The organism is Mycolicibacterium sediminis, assembly GCF_010731735.1.
Lineage (GTDB): Bacteria > Actinomycetota > Actinomycetes > Mycobacteriales > Mycobacteriaceae > Mycobacterium > Mycobacterium sediminis.
The window spans coordinates 5838067-5859745 of record NZ_AP022588.1 but is presented as its reverse complement, the minus strand read 5'-3'; the positions used below and the strand labels follow the sequence as shown (position 1 = coordinate 5859745).

General features: G+C 63.8%; 17 protein-coding genes. 11 read left to right on the top strand and 6 right to left on the bottom strand.

What is annotated here, in order from left to right:
* Positions 1-99: 99 nt before the first annotated feature.
* Together G6N64_RS27845 and ctaE are read right to left on the bottom strand one after the other, a co-directional pair.
* Positions 100-717, bottom strand: a complete 618-nt coding sequence (locus G6N64_RS27845; RefSeq protein WP_163800998.1) for a copper resistance CopC family protein — start codon at positions 715-717, stop codon at positions 100-102.
* Positions 718-1139: 422 nt separating this feature from the next.
* A complete protein-coding gene (gene ctaE, locus G6N64_RS27840; protein ID WP_163800997.1) occupies positions 1140-1733 on the bottom strand; it encodes an aa3-type cytochrome oxidase subunit III in 594 nt (197 codons plus the stop codon).
* A gap of 290 nt (positions 1734-2023) precedes the next feature.
* Between ctaE and ripC the strand changes: the two genes are divergently transcribed.
* From ripC to G6N64_RS27815, 5 genes are all read left to right on the top strand, one after another.
* Positions 2024-3115, top strand: a complete 1092-nt coding sequence (gene ripC, locus G6N64_RS27835) for a peptidoglycan hydrolase RipC (RefSeq protein ID WP_220100577.1) — start codon at positions 2024-2026, stop codon at positions 3113-3115.
* Positions 3116-3439: 324 nt separating this feature from the next.
* Entirely contained in the window at positions 3440-4990 is a 1551-nt protein-coding gene (gene lnt / locus G6N64_RS27830) for an apolipoprotein N-acyltransferase (protein ID WP_246230831.1), read from the top strand.
* Positions 4977-5645 carry a TlpA family protein disulfide reductase gene (locus G6N64_RS27825; RefSeq protein WP_246230830.1) on the top strand — a complete coding sequence of 223 codons (669 nt, stop codon included), beginning with the start codon at positions 4977-4979 and terminating at the stop codon, positions 5643-5645. Before lnt ends, G6N64_RS27825 begins: the two co-directional genes overlap by 14 nt.
* Before the next feature lie 78 nt (positions 5646-5723).
* Positions 5724-6701, top strand: a complete 978-nt coding sequence (locus G6N64_RS27820) for a cytochrome c oxidase assembly protein (RefSeq protein ID WP_163800996.1) — start codon at positions 5724-5726, stop codon at positions 6699-6701.
* Positions 6702-7088: 387 nt separating this feature from the next.
* The gene (locus tag G6N64_RS27815) at positions 7089-7826 is read left to right on the top strand and encodes a ZIP family metal transporter (protein ID WP_163800995.1); all 738 of its coding nucleotides are present in this window, start codon (positions 7089-7091) and stop codon (positions 7824-7826) included.
* 447 nt (positions 7827-8273) lie between these two features.
* Here the strand turns inward: G6N64_RS27815 and G6N64_RS27810 are convergent, their stop codons facing one another.
* The 3 genes from G6N64_RS27810 to G6N64_RS30365 all read right to left on the bottom strand — a co-directional run bounded on the left by G6N64_RS27810 (position 8274) and on the right by G6N64_RS30365 (position 10273).
* A complete protein-coding gene (locus G6N64_RS27810; RefSeq protein WP_163800994.1) occupies positions 8274-9218 on the bottom strand; it encodes a M56 family metallopeptidase in 945 nt (314 codons plus the stop codon).
* Positions 9215-9601, bottom strand: a complete 387-nt coding sequence (locus tag G6N64_RS27805) for a BlaI/MecI/CopY family transcriptional regulator (RefSeq protein ID WP_163800993.1) — start codon at positions 9599-9601, stop codon at positions 9215-9217. Before G6N64_RS27805 ends, G6N64_RS27810 begins: the two co-directional genes overlap by 4 nt.
* A 312-nt stretch (positions 9602-9913) precedes the next feature.
* Positions 9914-10273: a M23 family metallopeptidase gene (locus G6N64_RS30365; protein ID WP_246230829.1), complete on the bottom strand. Its 360-nt coding sequence runs from the start codon at positions 10271-10273 to the stop codon at positions 9914-9916.
* 1064 nt (positions 10274-11337) lie between these two features.
* Between G6N64_RS30365 and ctaD the strand changes: the two genes are divergently transcribed.
* The 4 genes from ctaD to G6N64_RS27780 all read left to right on the top strand — a co-directional run bounded on the left by ctaD (position 11338) and on the right by G6N64_RS27780 (position 17703).
* Complete coding sequence (ctaD, locus tag G6N64_RS27795) at positions 11338-13083, top strand: aa3-type cytochrome oxidase subunit I (RefSeq protein ID WP_163800992.1); 1746 nt, start codon at positions 11338-11340, stop codon at positions 13081-13083.
* A gap of 80 nt (positions 13084-13163) precedes the next feature.
* Positions 13164-13673: a hypothetical protein gene (locus G6N64_RS27790; RefSeq protein WP_246230828.1), complete on the top strand. Its 510-nt coding sequence runs from the start codon at positions 13164-13166 to the stop codon at positions 13671-13673.
* Between the two features lie 232 nt (positions 13674-13905).
* Complete coding sequence (gene ccsB / locus G6N64_RS27785; protein ID WP_174267013.1) at positions 13906-14814, top strand: c-type cytochrome biogenesis protein CcsB; 909 nt, start codon at positions 13906-13908, stop codon at positions 14812-14814.
* A 330-nt stretch (positions 14815-15144) separates the two neighbouring features.
* Entirely contained in the window at positions 15145-17703 is a 2559-nt protein-coding gene (locus tag G6N64_RS27780; RefSeq protein WP_163800990.1) for a heavy metal translocating P-type ATPase, read from the top strand.
* Positions 17704-17853: 150 nt separating this feature from the next.
* On the opposite strand, the gene G6N64_RS27775 is transcribed toward G6N64_RS27780, so the two are convergent.
* Entirely contained in the window at positions 17854-18801 is a 948-nt protein-coding gene (locus G6N64_RS27775; protein WP_163800989.1) for a L,D-transpeptidase, read from the bottom strand.
* A 333-nt stretch (positions 18802-19134) separates the two neighbouring features.
* Between G6N64_RS27775 and G6N64_RS27770 the strand changes: the two genes are divergently transcribed.
* Together G6N64_RS27770 and G6N64_RS27765 are read left to right on the top strand one after the other, a co-directional pair.
* Positions 19135-20976 carry a bifunctional copper resistance protein CopD/cytochrome c oxidase assembly protein gene (locus G6N64_RS27770; RefSeq protein ID WP_308206579.1) on the top strand — a complete coding sequence of 614 codons (1842 nt, stop codon included), beginning with the start codon at positions 19135-19137 and terminating at the stop codon, positions 20974-20976.
* Positions 20977-21001: 25 nt separating this feature from the next.
* Complete coding sequence (locus tag G6N64_RS27765; RefSeq protein WP_246230827.1) at positions 21002-21610, top strand: DUF305 domain-containing protein; 609 nt, start codon at positions 21002-21004, stop codon at positions 21608-21610.
* Positions 21611-21679: the final 69 nt, after the last annotated feature.

Genomic DNA, 21679 nt, shown 5'->3' with positions numbered 1-21679 from the left:
TCTGAGTATTCGCCGTCTTGGCGACATCGACCACGGCGTCGTCGTGATCTCCAGTCAGTCGACGCAGAGGGTGGGAGTGGGGTTGATCGTAGATCGGTCTTATCCGCCCGGTTGCGAAGGGCCGGCCGTTCGGGACGCCCGCGTATGTCGACGCCGCTTACTCAGAACCCAGAACGCAACGACCCCGACGAAGGTCGCGCCCGCGACCGCTAGCGCGATGGTCTTCAACTCGGTACCCGGGTCCGCAGGGGCCTCAGCTGACGGCGCTGCAGTGATGCTCGGTGTTGGGCTGGCCGACACGGACGCGGGTGGAGCCTCTCCCGGAACTCCGCTGATGGTGAAGGTGTAGGAGCCAGAGACCGGATGGCCGTCCGCCGACACGACGCGGTAGCCGACCGTGTATACGCCGGACGTTGGCAGATCGGGCCGCACCTCAGTGACTACTCGCGGCCCGTCGACCCGCGGATCGCCCGATATCCAGCTTCGGCCGTCGGCGCTGCTCAGAACGACGTTGACGAAGGTTGGGTTGATGTCTTCACTGAAGCTCAGCGTGATGGCCGTCGGTGAGGCAGCGAGACTCGCACCTTCGGCGGGATCGGAGCCGGATAGCGCTGTGTGTGCGGTCGCAATCCCTGCTCCCGCCATCCAGAAGGCCAGCGCTGCCAGGCTGGTCACGACCACGCGCACGGTAGCTTTCACGTCAGTCATGTCGAACATCGCCTGCCTTCCTTATCGTGCGGTGATCCCCAGGGCGTGTTTCGGTGTGCCCTGTGAAGGGACGGTATGGGCTGAGTTGAACTGGATCCCCGCTCGGTGTTCGTTCAGGCGTTGGGTCACGATCGCGCGCGACTAATGGCGTGTTGATTTGTTGGCGCGCATCAAGGTCACTGCGATCGCGACGAGCAATATTATGGCGCCCGCCAGGATCCACAGCGCGGGGCTGGAGCCTTCAGGTGGTTGGCCGCTGTGCGAGTCGTCGTATGAATGTGAGGTCGGCGTTGGCGCGGTAGTGCTCGGAGTAGTCGTGGCCGTTGCCGCGACTGGGCTGCTGGTGATCGTTGCGGCCGAGAGTGCGGTGAGGCAGATCGCCGCAGTGGCGAACAGCAGGACCACGAGTGTTCGACCAGCGACGCGTTGACTCACCGGACGAAGTAGATGGTGGCGAAGAGTGCGATCCAAACGATGTCGACGAAGTGCCAGTAGTAGGAGACGACTATGGCGGCCGTCGCCTGGGCGGGGGTGAACTTGCTCATCCGAGTGCGCATGAGCAGCATGACGAATGCGACAAGCCCGCCGATGACGTGCAATCCGTGGAACCCGGTGGTGAGGTAAAAGACCGAGCCGTAAGCGCTGCTTGAGATCGTGGTGCCTTCACCGACGAGCTGGGTGTACTCGTAGCCTTGCCCAATTACGAAGAGCAGTCCCATGGCGAACGTCAGCGTGTACCACCGGCGAAGTCCGAACACGTCGCCACGTTCCGCGGCGAAGACGCCCATCTGGCAGGTAAAGGACGACGCGATGAGAACAAGGGTCACCGGTACTGCGAGGGTCAGGTTCAGTTCCGTGGGCGGCGGCGGCCACTCGTCGGCCTGCGCTCGGGCGGTGAAATACATGGCGAACAGCCCGGCGAAGAACATGAGTTCACTGGACAACCACACGATCGTCCCGACGGACACCATGTTGGGTCGGTTCAACGAGTGAACGCGTGCCGTGATGGCGGTGCCGCTTGTCATGTCGTTCCTCGAACCTAGATCCAGTTGGCAACTACTAAGTTGGTACCTACTATCCCACACAGTAGATCACTCCGTGACGCCGCTAGACGACGCCTTCGGGCAGGCGCCGCCACGGCTGCAAAGGCGTTGTCATTGATCGTTTTTGGGGCGTAGCCATGAGATGGGATGTCCGCAACCGATCAGACGAACGTGGACAGCGTGGACAAGGGCCTTGAAACCTCGTAACCTCTCCGTGATCTACGTAGCTAGACCATAGATGCCCCTACGGTGTGAGGAAACGCGAGTTGACCATCGGCCGTCCTGCCGCGATAACCCGTTCGGCCGTTGTTCTCGTGGTGGCGCTCATGACTGCGATGGGGCTCGGTGACGCTTCAGGTACGGGCCGAGCGGACCCGGCGTCGGACGCCCTCGCCCGCATGACGGAGCTTTCCCGTGAAGCCGAGCGCACGATGGAAGCCATCTACTCGGCCGAACTCGAGCTTGAGGCGAAGCTGAACCAACAGCGCGTCGCCGAAGACCGCCAACGAGCAGAAAACAGCGCATTGGCCTCGGCGGAGGCTGACCGAAATCGTTATCAGGCTGCGGTCGATCAGGCAGCGGCAGCGGCCTACATGGGCGGTTCGACCGACGGCGTCAGCCTTATGCTGACCGCGCAATCGCCGCGACGGCTGCTCGACGAACTCTCGTTGGCGCAAGTCATGGGCACCCGGATCTCGGAACGCATGACGGCTTATCGCGCTGCATCGGCGAGAGCCGACGGAGCGTTACGCGCTGCAGAGGTTTCGGCGCTGCAAGCCCGTACCGCTGCCGAGCAGGCGGCCTCGGTACGAGCTGGCCTGCAGGGCAGGCAGAGTCGGCTCCGCGCCCAGATCGCTGAGGTTGAGGCTCAGTACCGGGCGTTGACTCCAGATCAGCGCTCGATGCTGGCCGATCCTGGCCTCGTGCCGCCCGAGCGGGTCCCGCCGCCGAACGATCCCGCCATTGTCGCCATGCCGGAGCCACGTCCTGTCGACGCGGCGCCACCCGTACCAAGCTCGGGAGGTGAGACGATCGCCGTGCAGGCGGCGCTGACCCGCGTGGGCGCCCCCTACTCCTGGGGTGCGTCGGGGCCGGACGCATTCGACTGTTCTGGGTTGATCAAGTGGGCGTTTCTGCAGGGCGGCAAGTCGCTTCCGAGGTCCAGTCAAGCTCTCGCCGCTGGGGGACAGCCAGTAGCGACGTCCGAGGTCCAGCCCGGCGACATCGTCACGTTCTACTCCGATGCCTCGCATGCCGGCATCTACATCGGCAACGGAAACATGGTGCACGCGTCGACGTACGGAACGCCGGTGAAGGTGGCGCCCATATCGTCGGCTCCGATCTACAACGTGCGGCGCTACTAGCCAAAGACGTGGGCGTCGCCTGATTGGCAGCGCGCTGCGCGTCTTCGGCTGTAGGGGCCGTGGCGACCCTGATGGAGCGGTACCCCGCGAGTCGCATAGCGATGTGCCTGTCGAAGCGCGCAGCGACGGGATGGGCGACGACCGCAACCGCGCCATCGCTGTACGTACTATCTACGTAGATGAAGGCCTGAGCCGCTTTAGGCGGGGGCCTGCTAGGCCTGGCCAGGGAGGTAGTCCTTGTCGACGACGCACATACGACCAGCCCGCCCTACTCGCATCAAAACATGTTTCCGCCGGGCAACGTCGCGCACGTGCGTCAGAATAGTGGCGGCATCGTTGGCGGGCTTGGCCCTTTGCGCGAGCTTCCCGCCGGCTGGTGTGTGGCCCGCAGCCATAGCTGGCTTCGCGCTCCTGGCCTGGGCTATCTCGGACCGTTCAGTGACCGTAGCCGGCGGCATGGGTCTCGGGTTCGTGTTCGGCTCGTCGTTCTACTTACCACTGCTTCCGTGGACCGGCATTTTCGTCGGGGCCATTCCATGGGTCGCGCTCAGCGTGATGTGCGCACTTTTTCCGGCCTTATTCGGGTTGGCCGCGGTCGTAGTGCGCCCACTATCCGGGTGGCCGGTCTGGTGGGCGGCGTGTTGGGTAAGCGTCGAATGGTTGAAGAGCAATATCCCATTTGGCGGCTTCCCCTGGGGAATAGTGGGATTCGGACAGGCGGACGGGCCGCTCGCTTCGTATGCACGCCTTGGCGGTGTGACGCTGGTGTCATTCGCCGTCGTCCTCGCCGGGTTCCTGCTGTTCGCGCTACTGAGCCGCTTCGCGCACACAGTTCCGCTCGTCGACCACGTCGCCGTAAAGGCCTCCGTAGGGTTGCTGGTGATCGGCATCGGAGCTGTCGCGTCTGGGGCGCTCGTCCAGCAGCACAGCGGTTCCGGAACTGCTCTAAACGTCGTCGTCGCCGTCGTACAGGGGAACGTCCCAAGGCTGGGCTTGGACTTCAACTCTCAGCGCCGCGCGGTATTGGCCAACCACGTTGGGGAGACCAAGCGCCTCGCTGGGGACGCTGCTGCGGGAGTTATCGATCGACCGCAGTTGGTCATCTGGCCAGAGAACTCCTCGGACGTGGACCCCTTCCTAGACGCCTCAGCCGCGGCGCAAATCTCATCCGCGGCGCAAGCCGTGTCCGCCCCAATCATGGTGGGAGCGGTGGTGGGCGGACCGACGGAGGCAAGGCCCGACCAACCCGCCACGAACAGCACCATCGTGTGGTCACCGGACAGCGGACCAGGACAACGCCACGACAAGAAGATTCTGCAGCCATTCGGCGAGTACCTCCCCATGCGAGAGTTCTTTCAAATCTTTTCGTCCTATGCTGACCGCGCCGGCAACTTCATGCCTGGGAACGGGCCGGGAGTGGTTGACGCCGCTGGCGTGACCATAGGCGTCGCCACGTGCTGGGAAGTGGTGTTCGACCGGGCACCTCGAGATGCCGTGCGCAACGGCGCGCAGCTTCTGGTCGTCCCTTCCAACAATGCGACATTCAACGAATCGATGAGTCGACAACAGTTGGCTTTCGCGAAGATTCGTGCCGTCGAGCACGACCGGCCAGTTGTCGTCGCTGGCACCACCGGTATCAGTGCAATCATCGGACCCGACGGGACGGTGAAGGACGAGACCGCGTTCTTTCAGAGTGCTTACCTCGTCGATTCGATCACGCCGAAGTCGACGGAGTCGCCGGCGACAAGGTGGGCGCCATCGCTGCAGGTGCTTGCTTGCGTCACCGCGGTCGCGGCGATCGCCGCGGCTGGGTTGAGGCGTCGCGGGGGCAAGGCTTCGGCAGAGGTGGGACGTGCGGACGATGAACAGCGGTAGCGGAAACGTGACTTGCGCCGGCCGACTACGCACGTTCCCGCGGCGGTGGTTCGCCGTAGCTGCGTACGCCGTCGTAATTGGGATTGTGGTTGGTGGGTGTTCCAGTGGAGATGATGCGGTTGCGCAAGGGGGCACCTTCGAGTTCGTGTCGCCAGGCGGGCAGGTCGACATCTTCTACGACCCACCACCAAGTCGCGGTCGTCCCGGGCCGATACGCGGTCCGGATCTGCTGGACCCCACGCGCACGGTGTCACTCGACGATTTTGCAGGGCAGGTCGTAGTCGTGAACGTGTGGGGCCAGTGGTGTGGCCCATGCCGCACCGAGATGCCGGAACTTCAGCGGGTCTATGACGCGACGCGCTCCGAAGGGGTCGCCTTCCTGGGTATCGACGTTCGCGACAACAACCGTCAAGCCGCTGTGGACTTCATCGTCGACCGAAAGATCACATTCCCCTCGATCTATGACCCGCCCATGCGGACGATGATCGCCTTGGGCGATAAGTACCCCACCACGGTGATCCCATCCACGATCGTCTTCGATCGACAGCATCGTGTGGCAGCTGTATTCCTTCGTGCGTTGCTGGCTGAGGATCTCGAACCGCTGGTGAGGCGCCTCGCCGGGGAAGTGGCGGCAGATTCAGAGGCGAAGCCGTGAGCGGGGTACGTAGTGACCAGGCCAGGGAGGCCATGTTGCGAGAGTTCCCGCCGCGACTGCTCGGAAAGGTAGTTGATCATGTTAGGTGAGCTGGAGCTTCCCACCTCGCCGCCTTCGGTGTCGACGATGTTCGATTGGTTCCCGCCACCTATCCCGTTACTTCCAGTCTTCGCAATCGGTTTGGCAGTGTGGTACGTGCTCGCGGTGCGCGCCGTCAAAGCACGTGGAGGCATCTGGCAGTGGACGCAGACAGCCAGTTTCCTCACGGGATGTCTCGCATTGGCGGCAGTGACGGGTCTAGCCATCGACAGTTATGGGTATCGGTTGTTCAGTGCCTTCATGTTTCAGCACCTAACTCTGTCGATTCTCGTCCCGCCGCTCTTAGTGCTGGGGGCCCCTGGACGCTTGTTGCTGAGATCCACCCCGCACCGCGGCTTGGGACGTTACGTGCTGATCGCCGCGTTGGGTGGGCTGCGTTGCAGCGTGAGCAGGTTCGTACTGAATCCCGGTTTCACCATTCCTGTCTTCCTCCTTAGCTATTACGGTTTGTATCTCTCTGACCTGTTCGATTCGGCGGCATCAAGCGTCGCCGGCCACGTCGCATTGCAAGTGTTCTTCCTTGCAAGCGGCCTCTTATTCATCGTGCCGATTCTGTCGACCGGTCCAATGCCGGTCCGGCAGAGCAATCTTGGCCGATTCTTCGACATCTTTCTCGAGATGCCGTTGCACGTGTTCATCGGCGTGATATTGATGATGGCGCCGCGTGCGCTCACGGATACCTTCGCGTCGCCTCCAGCGGACTGGAACGTCGATCCGGTCGCGGATCAGGCGGTCGCCGGCGGCTTGGCGTGGTCGTACGGAGAGCCGGTAGCACTGTTGACCACGTTGATCTTCGCGGTTCGATGGCGTCGCGACGAAGAGTCGGAGTCCGCGAAGAAAGAGGCGAACGTGGAACGTGACGACGCTGAGTTGGCTGCATACAATGCGTTTCTTCGCGGACTACGCGAGCCCCCACAGCAGCGCCCCGAACGTGGTGCAACCCACGACGACGGCTGACACCTCACGGCGTGAGGTGCATGTGAGCCGGGATTCTTGGCGGCGACCGTGATCTGTGTGCAGCGGGCCGAGAATCTGGGTTGTCGACCTTTCGGCGGTTTCTGCAGTGTGGCATGACCATCGTGTCGCGATCCGTTGAGTTGCTGCTTGAGCAGAACGGTGTCGTCGGCCAGGCCAGGCCAGGCCAGTCCGGCACGGGTGCCAGCAGCCTTTTCGATCTATGCTCCGCAGGTACTCACGAAGCTCACCGCTAGGGCACAACGGCTAGCACGTCGTGAGGTTGATTCCAGCGCGGTGGTGCACAGTAATTGACCAGGGAGACGGTGCCGTGACCGGGTGGCTAGCTGGTGACCGCGCCACTGCGCCCGCGCACAACAGGCGTGGCCGATGAGCCTCGTCGGTCAAGCCGCGATCCTGGTCAGCTTTCCCGTCGTCGCGTCCGTCATCGGATCCGGAATCGCCGCGTACCGCCCGCCAGGACCGCGCGTAGTCAGCGCTATCCAGCACTTCGCGGCGGGAGTGGTGATTGCGGCGCTGGCCGGTGAGGTGTTGCCCGATCTGCGCGCCGAGGGGCATCTCGGGTGGGCGGTGTCGGGGTTCGTCTGTGGGGTGACGGTCGTGCTGGGGTTGGCGGCCTATGGCCGGCGCATCGATGGTCGAGAACGCGCGTCTGGGTCGACCTCGCCCCGTCTTCCACTGGGGCTACTCGTTGCAGTGGCCATCGATCTGCTGATCGACGGTCTGCTCGTCGGCCTCGGAACACGATTGGGGTCCGCGCAAGCTTTGATCATCACCATCGCGCTGACGTTGGAGATCCTCTTTCTCTCACTATCATTGGTCGCCGAACTCACCGATCGCGGGTTGACTGCAATACGCGCAAGTGCGGTGTGTACCGGACTTGGTTCCATCACCGCGGTCGGTGCGGTGGGTGCTGCCGCCTTGCTGGCCGACGTGGATCAGACCGTTTTGGCATTCGTGCTGGCGTTCGGCGCCGCCGCGCTTCTCTACCTCGCCGTCGAGGAATTGATTGTTGAAGCGCACGACCAGGCCGAAACGACATTTTTCAGCGCGATGCTATTCCTGGGCTTCTTGTGCATCTACGTTCTCGGTGAACTCGTAGCTTGACCTGCGCGCTCGCCCTCGGTTGGTGAGGCGGGTGACCAGTCGCGACTGGTCACATACGTAGTGACATAGTAGGTTGTGTCCGTGAAGAGTGCGCCATCTGTGTCCTGCCATGGGCCGCGGCCCGGTTGGGACGCAGGCGGACGTGCGCCGCAGAATGCCCGAAGGGCGGGCCGCTGGATTGTGGCGGCTTTTCTATTGGCTCTCACGTTGGCGGTAGCCGTGTTGTTGGCTGCCGATCCAGTGGCCGGTCGACCTGCGACAGGAAGCAGCGCAAAGCCTCTTTCTGGCGTGGCGAATGTGGTGAGCCTTTCGGGGCTGAGTGCCATTGTGAATGCCTGGTGCCTCGCTCCGCTAGACGAGTGATCTCAGTCGCCTTGCGCTGCAATGGCAATCGTGCTCGTGATCCCATCGGAGGCAGCGGCAGTGTTTGCCACCACGTTGGTTGCGCTAGGCGAAGCAGATCAGGGCACCTGACAGCGATAGTGCAACGATCACCAACGGTGTGGCGGCCATCGCTGCCACAGCTCCGCTCAACGTGGCGCGGGTTTGAATTCGTGCCAGACCCTCTTGTGGATCTGAGAGACGTTCGGCACGGACGAGTACCGCCACGCCGGCTGCCGCCAGGCCGTGGGCCGGTGCGCTGGCTCCCGAGAGGGCGAGCAGGCCTGCCAGCAGCGGCTGGCGACCGTGTCGCCGTGCGGCGGCATCGTCGGCACACATCTCCAGCAAGGAGCTGATTTGTGCAGCGGCACTGGCGAAGAGCGTGATGTGGGGCAGCGCTGTAGCCAGGCCCCGCACCGCGGCGACGACGTACGCGTGGTGCCCGTTCAGATGTGCACGCTCATGGGCGACCACGGCTGCGAGTTGCGTTTCGTCGAGCGCCTTCATTGCCGCAGTGGTCACCACGATCGCCGGCGGGCGGCCCGCCACGCAGTACGCCGCGGGTTCGGATGCGTCGATGATCACGACGTCGCTTCCTTCGGCCCTACCCACCAGGCGCACAGCGTCGGCGTGTTCGAAGGTGTGCGCACGCATGCGTCGCAGAGCGCGCCCGACCCTCAAGCAGACCGCGAAGACACTCCCGGCCGCGATGCCTACTGCGACCGTGGCGACGATGCGCGCCGGCCAGCCTGCGTGGCCGGTGAGAATTGCCTGAAGGCGTTGAAGACACGACGCGAGTAGCGCGTCTGGGCTGTCCCAGTGGCCGGCGGCTTCGATTAGAAGTAGCGCGATGCCCGCGATCGCGCATCCGAGCACCGTAACGATGGCCGTCAGCCACGCGGTGATGGCCAATCGTGGCGCGCCGCCGTCAGCGGTGATCCGGAGGAAGAATCGGGGCCCGACCGCGACGACCGCCACGACATAGAGCATCAACGCCGCCGCGACCGTCATTTGCGACTCGATTTGCGTGCGAGACGTCGCAACGCTGCTCGGAGGTCGGCGGATTCGGCAGCATCGATCTGCGCTACGAAATGACTGAGGACCGCTTCTGAGCGGCCGCCGCCGCTTAGGGCCTCCAGCATCAGACGGGCGCTGTGTTGCTCACGTGTCATCGTAGGTCGGTACCTATAAGCCTTGCCATCGCGTTCACGCGACAGCCAACCCTTGCCGTGCAGGTTGTCCATCGTGGACATCACCGTCGTATAGGCGATGTGGCGTTCAACGCTCAATTGATCAAAGATGTCTCTGACCGTGGCATCGGTTTCGGGGTCGCGGTTCCAAAGTCGATCCATGATGTTTGCTTCTAGTTCACCGAAGCCACGTACCCGTGCCATGAGACCTCCTGAATTAGTCAGTAGGTAGCTTACGGGGTTCGTCGCCACCGGGCGCTAGGCGCATCGATGGCAGGTCGGGCGTTGAGTCTGACCTCTACTACTGAGAAAGTGCGTAGGAAAGTTGTTATCCTTGATGTGCTGGCCGGTATCCGCGATGCCCCGGTGCCCGAGGCCGGGCAGTCATCCCCCCGCTTGCCCGGCCTCGCCAGGGTCCGGGTTGTGACCGTTGGCCGGTTTTGCGAGAAGGTTGCGGGCGAAAGACGCGCCACTCGCTACCAGCGCCGAACCTCGGGGATGGCCCAGCAGTCGTCCTCAAGGTCTTTGTACGCCGCGTGCTCGTAGCCACGCCATGGGGTCAGTCTTCTCGGAGCCCTTGAGGTGGACCTCGAAGTGAAGGTGAGGGCCTGTGGAATTGCCGCGGTTTCCCACCGTGGCGATCTGATCACCGGCCAGCACACGCTCGCCCACCTGCACGGTGGTGGTGTCGACGTGACCGTAGAGCGTGACCACTCCATCCGTGCTGCGGATCTTGACCCACATTCCGTAGCCCGGAGTGGGTCCTGAGGCGATCACCTCACCGTCGGAGGCGGCATAGATCGGCGTACCGATAGCGTTCGCGATGTCGAGCCCGGCGTGCAATGTGCCCCAACGTGTTCCGAACCCGGAGGTCAAGATACCCCGCACCGGGAAGACGAACTGGGGTCGTTGCAACCGTGCCTCTCGCTGGGCCCGTTCTTGAGCGAAGGCCAATCCGCGAGCCAATTCTTCCTGGTGAACCGCCGGTTGCACGTTGCTGACGACTTGGACTATTTGAAGCCCTGAAGGTTCCGGGTACGTTGCCGCATGTACATCTCCGGAGCCCGCCAACAGGACCGAATCCGGTCGCGATTGCGCCTCACCCAACGCTGTGTTGGCTCCCGCGGCGAACGCTCCCGCAGCGATCGCTACACCAATCAGTCTGCTGTGAACCGCACTCGCGACCTCTGGTTTCCTCCGATGGGTGCCGCGCCTCGCGCCGTGTGTGATGACCTGAGTCGCTCGGAGGCCGGCGGGCTGTACTCGGTCGCCCTGGCGCCATGAACCTTTCGGCTCTTGCCGCCGTGCGGTGCGGGTCTTCGTGGCCGGCGGGAGGAGCACGTGCGACCGCTGGTCGTCCGAGTCGTTCAGGTCATCGAGTTCGGGTGCTGCCAGGACCTCGACGTCCAAGGCGAAGAGGTCACGACCGATTGCCGGAGCGGACGTCGCGCCGAATTCGTTTACAGGGATTATTTGGGTGACGGCGTCGTCCCACGGGTGTGCCTGTGGCCCGCCGACGCGCGGGTCCCGGCGCTGAGTCACCAAGTCGAGACGTTCCTTGCCGTTACCGGTTCGTTATCGATTCCCTGGGACGCTAACCGACTCGTCGGCATTGAGCAAATACTCTCGCAGATCGTTCTGTACCGCACCTGCGGCCGGTGCGTCGCCGAGTATCCGACAGCAGGCACTTGAACAGTAACTAGATGCTGATTGCTCTCTCCCGAGCGTGAGCGACTACGTAGCGAAGTAGTTGTTGGCGAACTCTGATGGCGGACCGGAAGGTCCCACTCGGGGGCCAGTGTCAGCTAAGCCGTCTGGCGCGTAGGTCCACGGGTCATCAACTACCGGCACTAGTACTAAGTTTCTACGTAGTTTAATCTACGTACCTAGCCAGTAGATCGTGAACATCGCGGTCGAGCGGGCGACGACAGGAGAATCAGTTGGTAGCCGAAGCACCGCCGGCTGGGGAACTCGAGGCACGGCGGCCGTTCCCATCGCGGCTGGGCCCCAAGGGCAGCCTGATCTACAAGCTGGTGACCACGACCGATCACAAGCTGATCGGCATGATGTACGTAGTCGCCTGCTTCATCTTCTTCTTCGCCGGCGGGTTGATGGCGCTGTTCATGCGCACGGAGCTCGCCCTGCCCGGGCTGCAGTTCCTGAGCAACGAGCAGTACAACCAGTTGTTCACCATGCACGGCACGGTGATGCTGCTGTTCTACGCGACGCCCATCGTGTTCGGCTTCGCCAACCTGGTGCTGCCGCTGCAGATCGGCGCCCCCGACGTCGCCTTCCCGCGACTCAACGCGTTCTCGTTCTGGCTGTTCCTGTTCGGTGCGCTGATCGCTATGGGTGGTTTCATCACGCCGGGCGGTGCCGCCGACTTCGGCTGGACCGCCTATACGCCGCTATCCAATGCGATCAGCACTCCCGGCGCAGGAGCTGACCTTTGGATCATGGGTCTGATCGTCGGTGGTCTCGGGACCATCCTCGGTGCGGTGAACATGATCACGACCGTCGTCTGCATGCGTGCCCCGGGCATGACCATGTTCCGGATGCCGATCTTCACCTGGAACATCCTGGTGACGTCGATCCTGGTGCTGCTGGCCTTCCCGCTGCTGACCGCCGCACTGATGGCCTTGGCGGCCGACCGCCACCTGGGCGCCCACGTCTACGACCCGGCCAATGGCGGTGTGCTGCTGTGGCAGCACCTGTTCTGGTTCTTCGGTCACCCCGAGGTGTACATCATCGCGCTGCCGTTCTTCGGCATCGTCAGTGAGATCTTCCCGGTGTTCAGCCGCAAGCCGATCTTCGGTTACACCACGCTGATCTACGCGACGCTGGCCATCGCCGCACTCTCCGTGGCGGTGTGGGCGCACCACATGTACGCCACCGGCGCCGTGCTGCTGCCGTTCTTCAGCTTCATGACGTTCCTGATCGCGGTGCCCACGGGCATCAAGTTCTTCAACTGGATAGGCACGATGTGGAAGGGGCAGTTGACGTTCGAGACACCGATGTTGTTCTCGGTCGGTTTCCTCGTCACGTTCCTGCTCGGTGGCCTGTCCGGCGTCCTGCTGGCCAGCCCCCCGCTGGACTTTCAGGTGACGGACAGCTACTTCGTCATCGCGCACTTCCACTACGTCCTCTTCGGCACCATCGTGTTCGCCACCTACGCGGGCATCTACTTCTGGTTCCCGAAGATGACCGGCCGCCTGCTCGACGAGCGCCTGGGCAAGCTGCACTTCTGGTTGACGTTCATCGGCTTCCACGCGACATTCTTGGTGCAGCACTGGTTGGGCAATGAGGGCATGCCCCGTCGATATGCGGATTACCTGCCGGCCGATGGCTTCACCACGCTGAACGTCTTCTCGACAATCGGTGCGTTCATCCTGGGCATCTCGACGTTGCCGTTCGTGTGGAACGTCTTTAAGAGCTGGCGCTACGGCGAGCCCGTCGTGGTCGACGACCCCTGGGGCTACGGCAACTCGCTCGAGTGGGCCACCAGCTGCCCGCCGCCGCGGCACAACTTCTCCGAGCTACCCCGGATCCGTTCGGAGCGCCCGGCGTTCGAGCTGCACTACCCGCACATGGTGGAGCGGATGCGGGCCGAGGCCCACATCGGCGGCGGACCGCACCCGTCCGGCGGTGACGTCACCGAGAACGACGACGTCAGGGTCCGCACCTAATCGGACGTGCGCATGTGCGTGCATGCGCTGCGTCGCGTCACCTGTGAGTTCCAGCCGGAGGAAGAATCAAGGTTGCCAAGATGAGTCGTGATGGTTTCGAACTGGCCGAGGCGATGTGGGATGCGGCAGAACCCTGCCTGTCCGCTCGCCAACGCGAGGCCACGCTCACGGCACTGCACGCTGGCGAACCACATGAAGCGATACAGATCATCGTCACTGCCCTGTGTCGAAGCAGGTATCCGCTGCCCTCCGACCTACACGTTGAGTTCACCGAATGGCTACGACGGCTACCGGGAACTGGCCTGAGTGCATGGCAGCTCGAACTTCGAGTCACGGCAGCCGACGTCCAGGTGGCCTCCGACGTGTCGGTCATCGACGGTCTCTATGGCGATGCGACCCTGTGCTACTTCATTCTCGACGATGCCGGCGTCGTAGACGCTTCTCATGGGCGCCAGGCTGACGCGCTAAAGGGGTGGCTCGAGACGAACCGGCCAAGTCCTTCGCTACGAACAGACCTACAGCTCAACGGATTCGGATATCTCCTCAACGGCTCTAGTCGATCGCCATCTGATGGCACGGGGACGCAGTGATCGTTATGGGGCTTCGGTGGGGCAGCAGTCCTGATTGCGGGAACCAAGTGGCTGAGCGATCGCCTGCGTGTTCGCGAGGGCGCGGTGGCGGCGGGGACAGACGAGCGGATGGGCTCTTTGCCCCCGCCCGGCGGCTGGCGTTCGTCGATGGCGATCTAGGAGCAAGCGCGTGAATCCAACTGGCACGGACGTCAGCTTGGCGGTGTTCTCGGACTGGGCGTATGCGTCGGCGATGGTCGGGCTCGTTCTCGCGTTTCTAGTGTTGGCGGCGACCTTCGCGAACAGCCGAAGCTGGTCGCTAGAGAGGTCTATGGCAACTGTGGGGGTGGCGCCTGACAGCCTGCGTCCGGGTGTCGTTGCCAGCGTCTCGCGGCGGTCGGCCGTAGAACGTGTCGAGCGTGCTGGAGTTGCCCTCGTCGTCGTGGGTACAGGGCTGCTGTTGCTATGCATTGTGCTGCGCGGGTGGGCGACCTCGCGTGCGCCGTGGGGCAACATGTACGAGTTCATCAACCTAACGTGCTTTTGCGGGTTGGTCGCGGCGTTGTTCGTGTTGCGCCGTCGTGATCTTCGTCCGCTATGGGTGTTCGTTCTGGTCCCGGTACTCATTCTCCTCGCGGTGTCAGGCAAGTGGCTGTACGCCGACGCCGCGCCGGTCATGCCTGCGCTGCAGTCGTATTGGTTGCCCATTCACGTGTCGGTGGTAAGCCTGGGCTCCGGGGTATTCCTCGTCGGCGGTGTGGCCAGCAGTCTGTTCTTGATGAAGACCTCGCGGCTGGGCGACCCCGAACTCGCGGGACGGTTGGCGGGTGTCGTGTCCAGGTTCCCCGACCCGCGGATTCTAGATCGGGTCGCCTACCGCACCACGATCTTCGCATTTCCGGTCTTTGGTTTCGGGGTCATTTTTGGCGCGATCTGGGCGGAGGAGGCGTGGGGACGCTTCTGGGGTTGGGATCCCAAGGAGACGGTGTCGTTCATCGCGTGGGTTGCGTACGCGGCGTACCTCCATGCGAGGTCCACCGCGGGTTGGCGCGACAGAAAGGCGGCGTGGATCAACGTGGCCGGCTTCGTAGCAATGGTCTTCAACTTGTTCTTCATCAATTTGGTGATTGCCGGGCTGCACTCCTACGCCGGGGTGGGCTGACGACCACGGCGAACGTGCGCACTCGCCTCACGCGCCGTTGGTCCCGATATCTCCAAGGGCGGAGCTGCTGAACTTCGTATCCAAGCGTTCAATATCCCAATCCCGTCAGGTCATTTCGATGCAACCCATCGCGGCTGACGACGAAGATGGTCAGCACACCAGGAGGCTGAAGAGTCCCGTGATGTGACGTCCTCGACCACGACCGCAACACTTCGTACTCAGATCAACTCATACTTCGAAGGAACGGACCGCTGGGCAACGAAACCACCGTGTGTTCTCCGATAATGGGTGACGGTCCACATGTCCATATGCATATAATCGCATGCATGCATGACAGCTCATCGGGGCGATGTGGCGGGCCACGACGCGGACGACACGCCATCGAACAAGACTTTGGCGCTCGAACTCGCCGACCTTCTTCCGGGTAGTGATGAGCACTGCGCTGACCGCCTGACGCGCGATCTCGCCACCAACGCGGTCATCGACGACGTCCACGTCATCGACGGCGACACGGTGAGACCTCGTTTGTGCGTCCACTACGACGCCAACGCGGCGACGGCAATCGACGTGCAACGGCGTGCATGGGAGGTGGCCGAGACGATCAATTCTCGGTACGGGCACCTCCGTTGGATGCTGACTGACACGGACGACGAAACGAGTCGCGCGGCGCTGGTCCGCCGGCTGGCGCCGATGCCCGGTGTCGTAGCTGCAGCAACGACGGCGAATTCCGTTGAACTGGAATTCGAACGCGCGACGGTGACCGCGCAGGAACTCGTAGACGTGATCGCCACTCAGATTGCCCCCGGTTCGACGCCGATCGCGGGACACGTGCAAGCCAGTGATGAGACCGAGGATCACCAGGAGCACGGCGGCCACGATCACGGCCACGATCACGGCGGGATCTTCGGCGAACGCAGCGAACTCGTCTTCGCCGGACTGTCCGGGGCACTACTCCTGGCCGGATGGTTGTTGGCGACCTCCGCAGACACTCCACGCCCCGCGGAGATGGTCGTCTACTCGTTGGCCTTTTTCTTCGGTGCCTTCTTCACCGTGCAGGAAGCATTCGCCAGCGTGCGGCAGCGCAGGTTCGAAATCGACTTCCTGATGCTGGTGTCGGCAGCAGGTGCGGCTGCACTCGGCGAGGTCGCAGAAGGTGCGCTCTTGCTGTTCCTTTTCAGCGTCGGTCACGCGCTGGAGGGTTACGCCATGGGCCGCGCCCGGCGGGCGATCGAAGCGCTCGCCGAACTCGCTCCCAAGACGGCACTGGTACGACGCGGCGGCACGGGCGACACCGTCGAGGTACCGGTGGCAGATCTGCGCGTGGGGGACATCGTCGTGGTGCGACCCAACGTGCGACTCGCCGCCGACGGCTTCGTCGTCGCTGGCACCAGCAGCATCGACCAGGCGCCGGTGACCGGCGAAAGCGTTCCCGTCGACAAGCGGCCCGTTCCGGACGTGGCCGCGGCCGCGGCATCACCCGAACTCATCGATGCGGCGGCGCGGGTGTTCGCCGGCACGATCAACGGTGCCGGCGCCATCGAGGTCCAGGTGACACGGCTCGCCGGTGACTCGACCCTCGCCCGAGTGGTCCGGTTGGTCGCCGAGGCCCAGAACAAGACCACTTCGACGCAACGATTCACCGACCGGTTCCAACGCATCTTCGTCCCGATCGTGCTGGTCGGAGTCGTGTTGTTGCTCTTCGCCGGTTTCGTGGTGAACGAACCGTTCTCTGCCACGGTGTATCGCGCGCTCGCCGTACTGGTGGCCGCCAGCCCGTGTGCCCTGGCCATCGCAACGCCGAGTGCGGTGCTGTCGGCGGTGGCGCGTGCGGCGAAGGCCGGCATCCTGGTCAAGGGTGGCGCCGCGCTGGAGGAGTTGGGGCGCGTCGAGGTCTTGGCCTTCGACAAGACCGGAACCCTGACCCAAGGACGGCCGCAGATCGCTGACGTGGTCGCCGCTGCGGGCATCGACGAGGCGGAACTTCTGACAATCGCGGTCGCCGTCGAGGAGCAGAGTGATCACCCCCTCGCGCGAGCCATCGTCCGTGATGGACGCGAGCGACTGGCCGGCGCAGTGGTGCCCCGCGCAACCGATGTGCGCGCCCTAACCGGTCGTGGCATCGTCGCATCCGTCGAGGGGATCGAGGTTCGCATCGGCAAGAGCGACATGTTCATCGACGCCGCAGAGCGTCCACCTGCTGAGGTGGCCGCCAACGTGAACCGACTGGAACTGGCCGGCCGCACCACGATGCTCGTCTGCGCTGGCGATCGCTGGCTCGGCGTGATCGGTTTGATGGACGTCCCCCGGCCGGAGGCGTCGGCGGTCATCACGCGTCTCGCCGCACTCGGGGTGCGTGACACCGTGATGCTGTCGGGTGACAACCAGCGGGTCGCCGATGCGGTGGCCGCCGAGGTTGGTGTCGCCTACGCGCGCGGAGATTTGATGCCCGAGGACAAGGTCGCCGAGATCGCGGCGCTGCGGGAGCGAAATAGGCGTGTGGGCATGGTCGGTGACGGCGTCAACGACGCGCCCGCCATGGCGGGCGCGAACGTTGGGATAGCGATGGGTGCGGCCGGATCGGACGTGGCGTTGGAGACCGCCGATGTTGCGCTGATGGCCGACGACCTCCGTGCGCTGCCGTTCGCGGTCGAACTAAGTCGCCGTTCCTCACGGGTCATCAAGCAGAACCTGTGGGCGAGTCTCGGAATCGTCGCGGTGCTGATCCCGGCAACGGTTCTCGGCCTGGGCATCGGTCCGGCCGTCCTCATCCACGAAGGCTCTACACTTCTCGTCGTCGCCAATGCGCTGCGGCTGCTCGGGCTGCCGATGCAGTCGGTGGCACCGGCAGAACCCATCGGCCCCGACATCACCCATTCAAGAGATGTCTGATGTCCTGCGCTGCAGATGAATCGACCACGCCGCGCCGTTTGACGGCGTGAGTGCAAGAGTTCGCCCCGCACCCTCGGTGACACTGCCTCGGCCGGGTGCTGAGGCAATGCGCCCACTAGGGGGCAGAGGGGCGAAGCTTCCGCGCGCCTTCTACATTTGCCAATCTTGGGCTCCGTCGTTCTCGTCGTAGACGCCGATGGAGTTTTTGACGACGACCGGGTCTCCGCTGCCGAAGTTGTCGTAGAACCATTGCGCATTGGCCGGACTTAGGTTGGGGCAGCCGTGGCTGACGTTGCGTTTGCCCTGATCGCCCACCGACCACGGGGCGCCGTGGACGAAGATGCCGGCGTTGTTGATGCGCACCGCGTCTTGAACTTTGAGCTTGTAACCTTCGGCTGAGTTGATCGGCACGCCGTAGGTCGAGGAATCCATCACCATGTCGGCGAACTTCTCCAGCACGTAGTAGGTGCCATTGGGGGTTTCATAGCCCGGTTTGCCAAGAGACACCGGGATGGTCTTTTCGAGTGCGCCGTTGCGCATCACTTCCATCTGCAGGGTGGCATTGTCGATGGTCGCCACCAGTGCGTCGCCGGTGCGAAAGCTCGACTTCGTGCCGCCGGCGTCGATGGTGATGGTCGAGTTGGCGGGCCAGAAGTCGACCGGCCGCCACCTGAGTTGCGTGCTGCTCATCCAGTAGAACTTGCCGGGAACCGGTGGTGTCGACGAGACATGCACGGCCTGCTCGGCCAGCGCACGGTTGACGATCGGCCGTTGGAAGTTGATGACGATCGGTTTGGCGACACCGACCATGGAGCCGTTCACCGGGTTGAACGTCGGAGGTGCAAACACCGGCGGACCTAGGTAGGGCAGTGGGTTCTGGCCGGCTGCCGTATCCACGGATGCGGGCAGGCCCGCTCCTGGGAGAGGGTCAGTTGGGGATAGCGAAGGCACATTCGGGAAGATCGTCAGAGGATCGCCCGGTGCGGGCGGCACGGGTACCGGCGGCTCGGCCGAAGCGGGTGTCGCGGCGAGCAGTGCTGCACTTACCAATCCGGCCGCGATGAGGGCAATCGCAGAGTGTTGCGGCCGACTCGGCATCGGTGTCTCCTGACCTCGACTGGGTGGCGGTGGGTACGGACGTCGCCTGACGACACCACCTGCCGTCTACGTACTTCCATAGTAGTTGATGCGTAGACGCATGCCGAAGATCTACTACTGATGTACGTAGTAGATTCCTCAGGTGTCAGAAGGGTGACTGGATGAGCGTTGAAACGTCGTGAGTGGCTTCACTGCAGTCGCCACGGGCCTTGACGCACTCGAGCGTGCTGCGCACACTCACCGGTGCCGTGGCGACGTCGTGGGCTCGACGGCGGAAACGGGGCTCAGGTGGTGACTGCGGCGTCCGCGACCACGCGTCGGGTGGTATGGGCTGTGTTGCTCGGCGTCGCTCTGGTGGCCGGCATGACTGCAGCCTCCATCGGCGCGCTGGCGCTGGCCGACGCGCTCGAAGTGACGGGGCTCGGTAATCCTGGGCCGATCACCACCTACGGGCTGTCCTTCGTCCGCGCCGCTGGGGAGATCGCCGCGATGGTGGCAGTCGGGCACTTTCTATTCGCGGCCTTTCTGATCCCCCCTCAGGCCAGCGGTGTGCTCGACGCCGACGGGTACCGTGCGCTGCGAATCGGCGCCGTCGCCAGCGCGATCTGGGCGGTGTGCGGTGCGCTGCTGGTGGCGCTGACGGTCTCCGACGTGTCCGGACTGCCGCTGAGCGAGTTGACACCATTGAACGTGTGGTCGGCGGCTGGCCTCGTAGAAATTACCTCGGCCTGGCGCACCACCGCGATCCTGGCCGCGGTCGTCGCCGTGACGGGTCTCGCGGTGTTGCGGTGGTCGTGGACGCCCGGCCTGCTGGTGGGTGGGTTGGCCACGCTGGTGCCGCTCACTGTGACGGGTCACTCCTCAGCTGGCGGTGCGCATGACATCGCCACCAACAGCCTGCTCATTCACGTGATGGCCCCGGCGTTGTGGGCGGGTGGGCTGCTCGCGTTGCTTGGGCACGCCCTGCGCGGCGGCGGCCGCACTGACATCGCTGCCCGGCGCTTCTCGAGTATGGCGCTGGTGTGCTTCGCTGCGATGGCCACCAGTGGAGTCGTCAACGCAGCAGTCCGGGTTCAACCATCCAGCATCTGGACAAGTACCTACGGGCTCTTGATAGGCGGAAAAGTGGTGGCCCTCGCCGGGCTCGGTCTCCTCGGCTGGCGTCAGCGACGGTCGTCTCTCGCTGCACTGCAACGTGATCCGACATCGCGCCGGCCGCTGGTGTGGCTCGCACTCACTGAAGCCACCTTGTTCGGCGTCGCGGTCGGCGTCGGGGTCGGGCTCGGTCGCACGCCACCGCCGCCCCCGAGCGACGAACCCTCCCCGGCCGAAGTGGCCCTCGGCTTCAACCTGGCCGAGTCGCCGACGATGGCGTCAGTGTTCGTCGAATGGCGGTTCGACTTGATTTTTGGTACTGCGGCGGTCGTCATGGCCTGTCTTTACCTCGCTGCGGTCAACCGGTTACATCGTCGCGGTAATCGGTGGTCGATTGGACGCACCGCGTCCTGGGTGATCGGGTGCCTGACGATGCTCTTCGCCACCTCCTCGGGCCTCGGTACGTACATGACGGCCATGTTCAGCCTGCACGTTGTCGTCCAACTGCTGCTCAGCATCGTGGTGCCAGCCCTGCTTGTTGCTGGTGCGCCCGCGACCCTCGCACGGGAGGCGCGGCGGGCCGCTGATATTGGGGGTGCTCCTGGTCCGCACGAATGGATGGAGAGCGCCCTGAACTCCTCGGTGACGGGTTTCCTCACCCGGCCCTCGACGGCACTAGGACTGTTCGCGGTCGGCATCTGCGGGCTGGCCATTCCTGGCGTGTTCGAGTTCGCGGTCGGTGAACATGCCACGCATATGGCGATGATCGGCTACTTCATGGTCAGTGGCGTGTTGCTCTTCGCCGCAGTCGTCGCCCGTCCGATGTCGATGCCGCATCGGTTGACCATGCTGCTGTTCGCGTTGTCGCCGTTCGTCGTCGTCGGGTTGGTGGTGATCAACATGCAGAACGTTCTCGGCGGCGCCTTCTACCGCTCCTTGAGACTGACCTGGCATACCGATCTGCTCGGCGATCAAAGACTGGGGGGTGCGATCGGTGTAGCAGGTGGTGTTGTGGCGATGCTGGCGGTCGTCGCGGTCCCGATCGCGCAGCGCTACCGGCATCCTCCGATCGCCCAGTAACGACAGCGCCTAGCATCGACTCATTATGAAGTGGGCGCCAATCGGCATCGCGGTCTGCATGGCACTCGTCCTAGGACTGAGCGGCTGCAACGGCACGGACCAGGCAGTGCAGGATAGCCGTGGCTCTTCAACGAGTGACGCCGTCGACCACAACGACGCCGACGTCGCGTTTCTCCAGCAGATGATCCCACACCACGCCCAGGCCATTGAAATGTCCGATGTACTGCTGGCAACGTCAGGAGTCAGCCCGCAGATCGCGGCTCAAGCCCGGTCCATCAAAGTCCGGCAGACATCGGAGATCGCCATGATGCGCGGCTGGCTGACGACGTGGGCCACAGGCCCGGCGGCGGTGCAGCCGCCACATCACTCCGGTCAATGCGGCATGGTCTCGCCTAGGGAACTCGCGGCGTTGCACGACGCCGAGAGTGCCGTAGCCGACCGCTTGTACCTTGAACTCATGATCTCCCACCACGCGGGAGCGATCGCCATGGCGCGCGTTGAGACCGGGGCTGGGCGAAGCGCATTCGCCACGGACTACGCGCGGGGAATCATGTCATCTCAACAGCGCGAGATTGACGTGATGCGTTCGATGTCGAAACCCGACATCCCCGTCACAGACCCACCGCCGTGTTAGCGCCTTCGAACCGAGACTCGATACATTGCGGCCTACGCGTTCGTGATTGTCCATGAGCCGTCCTGTATC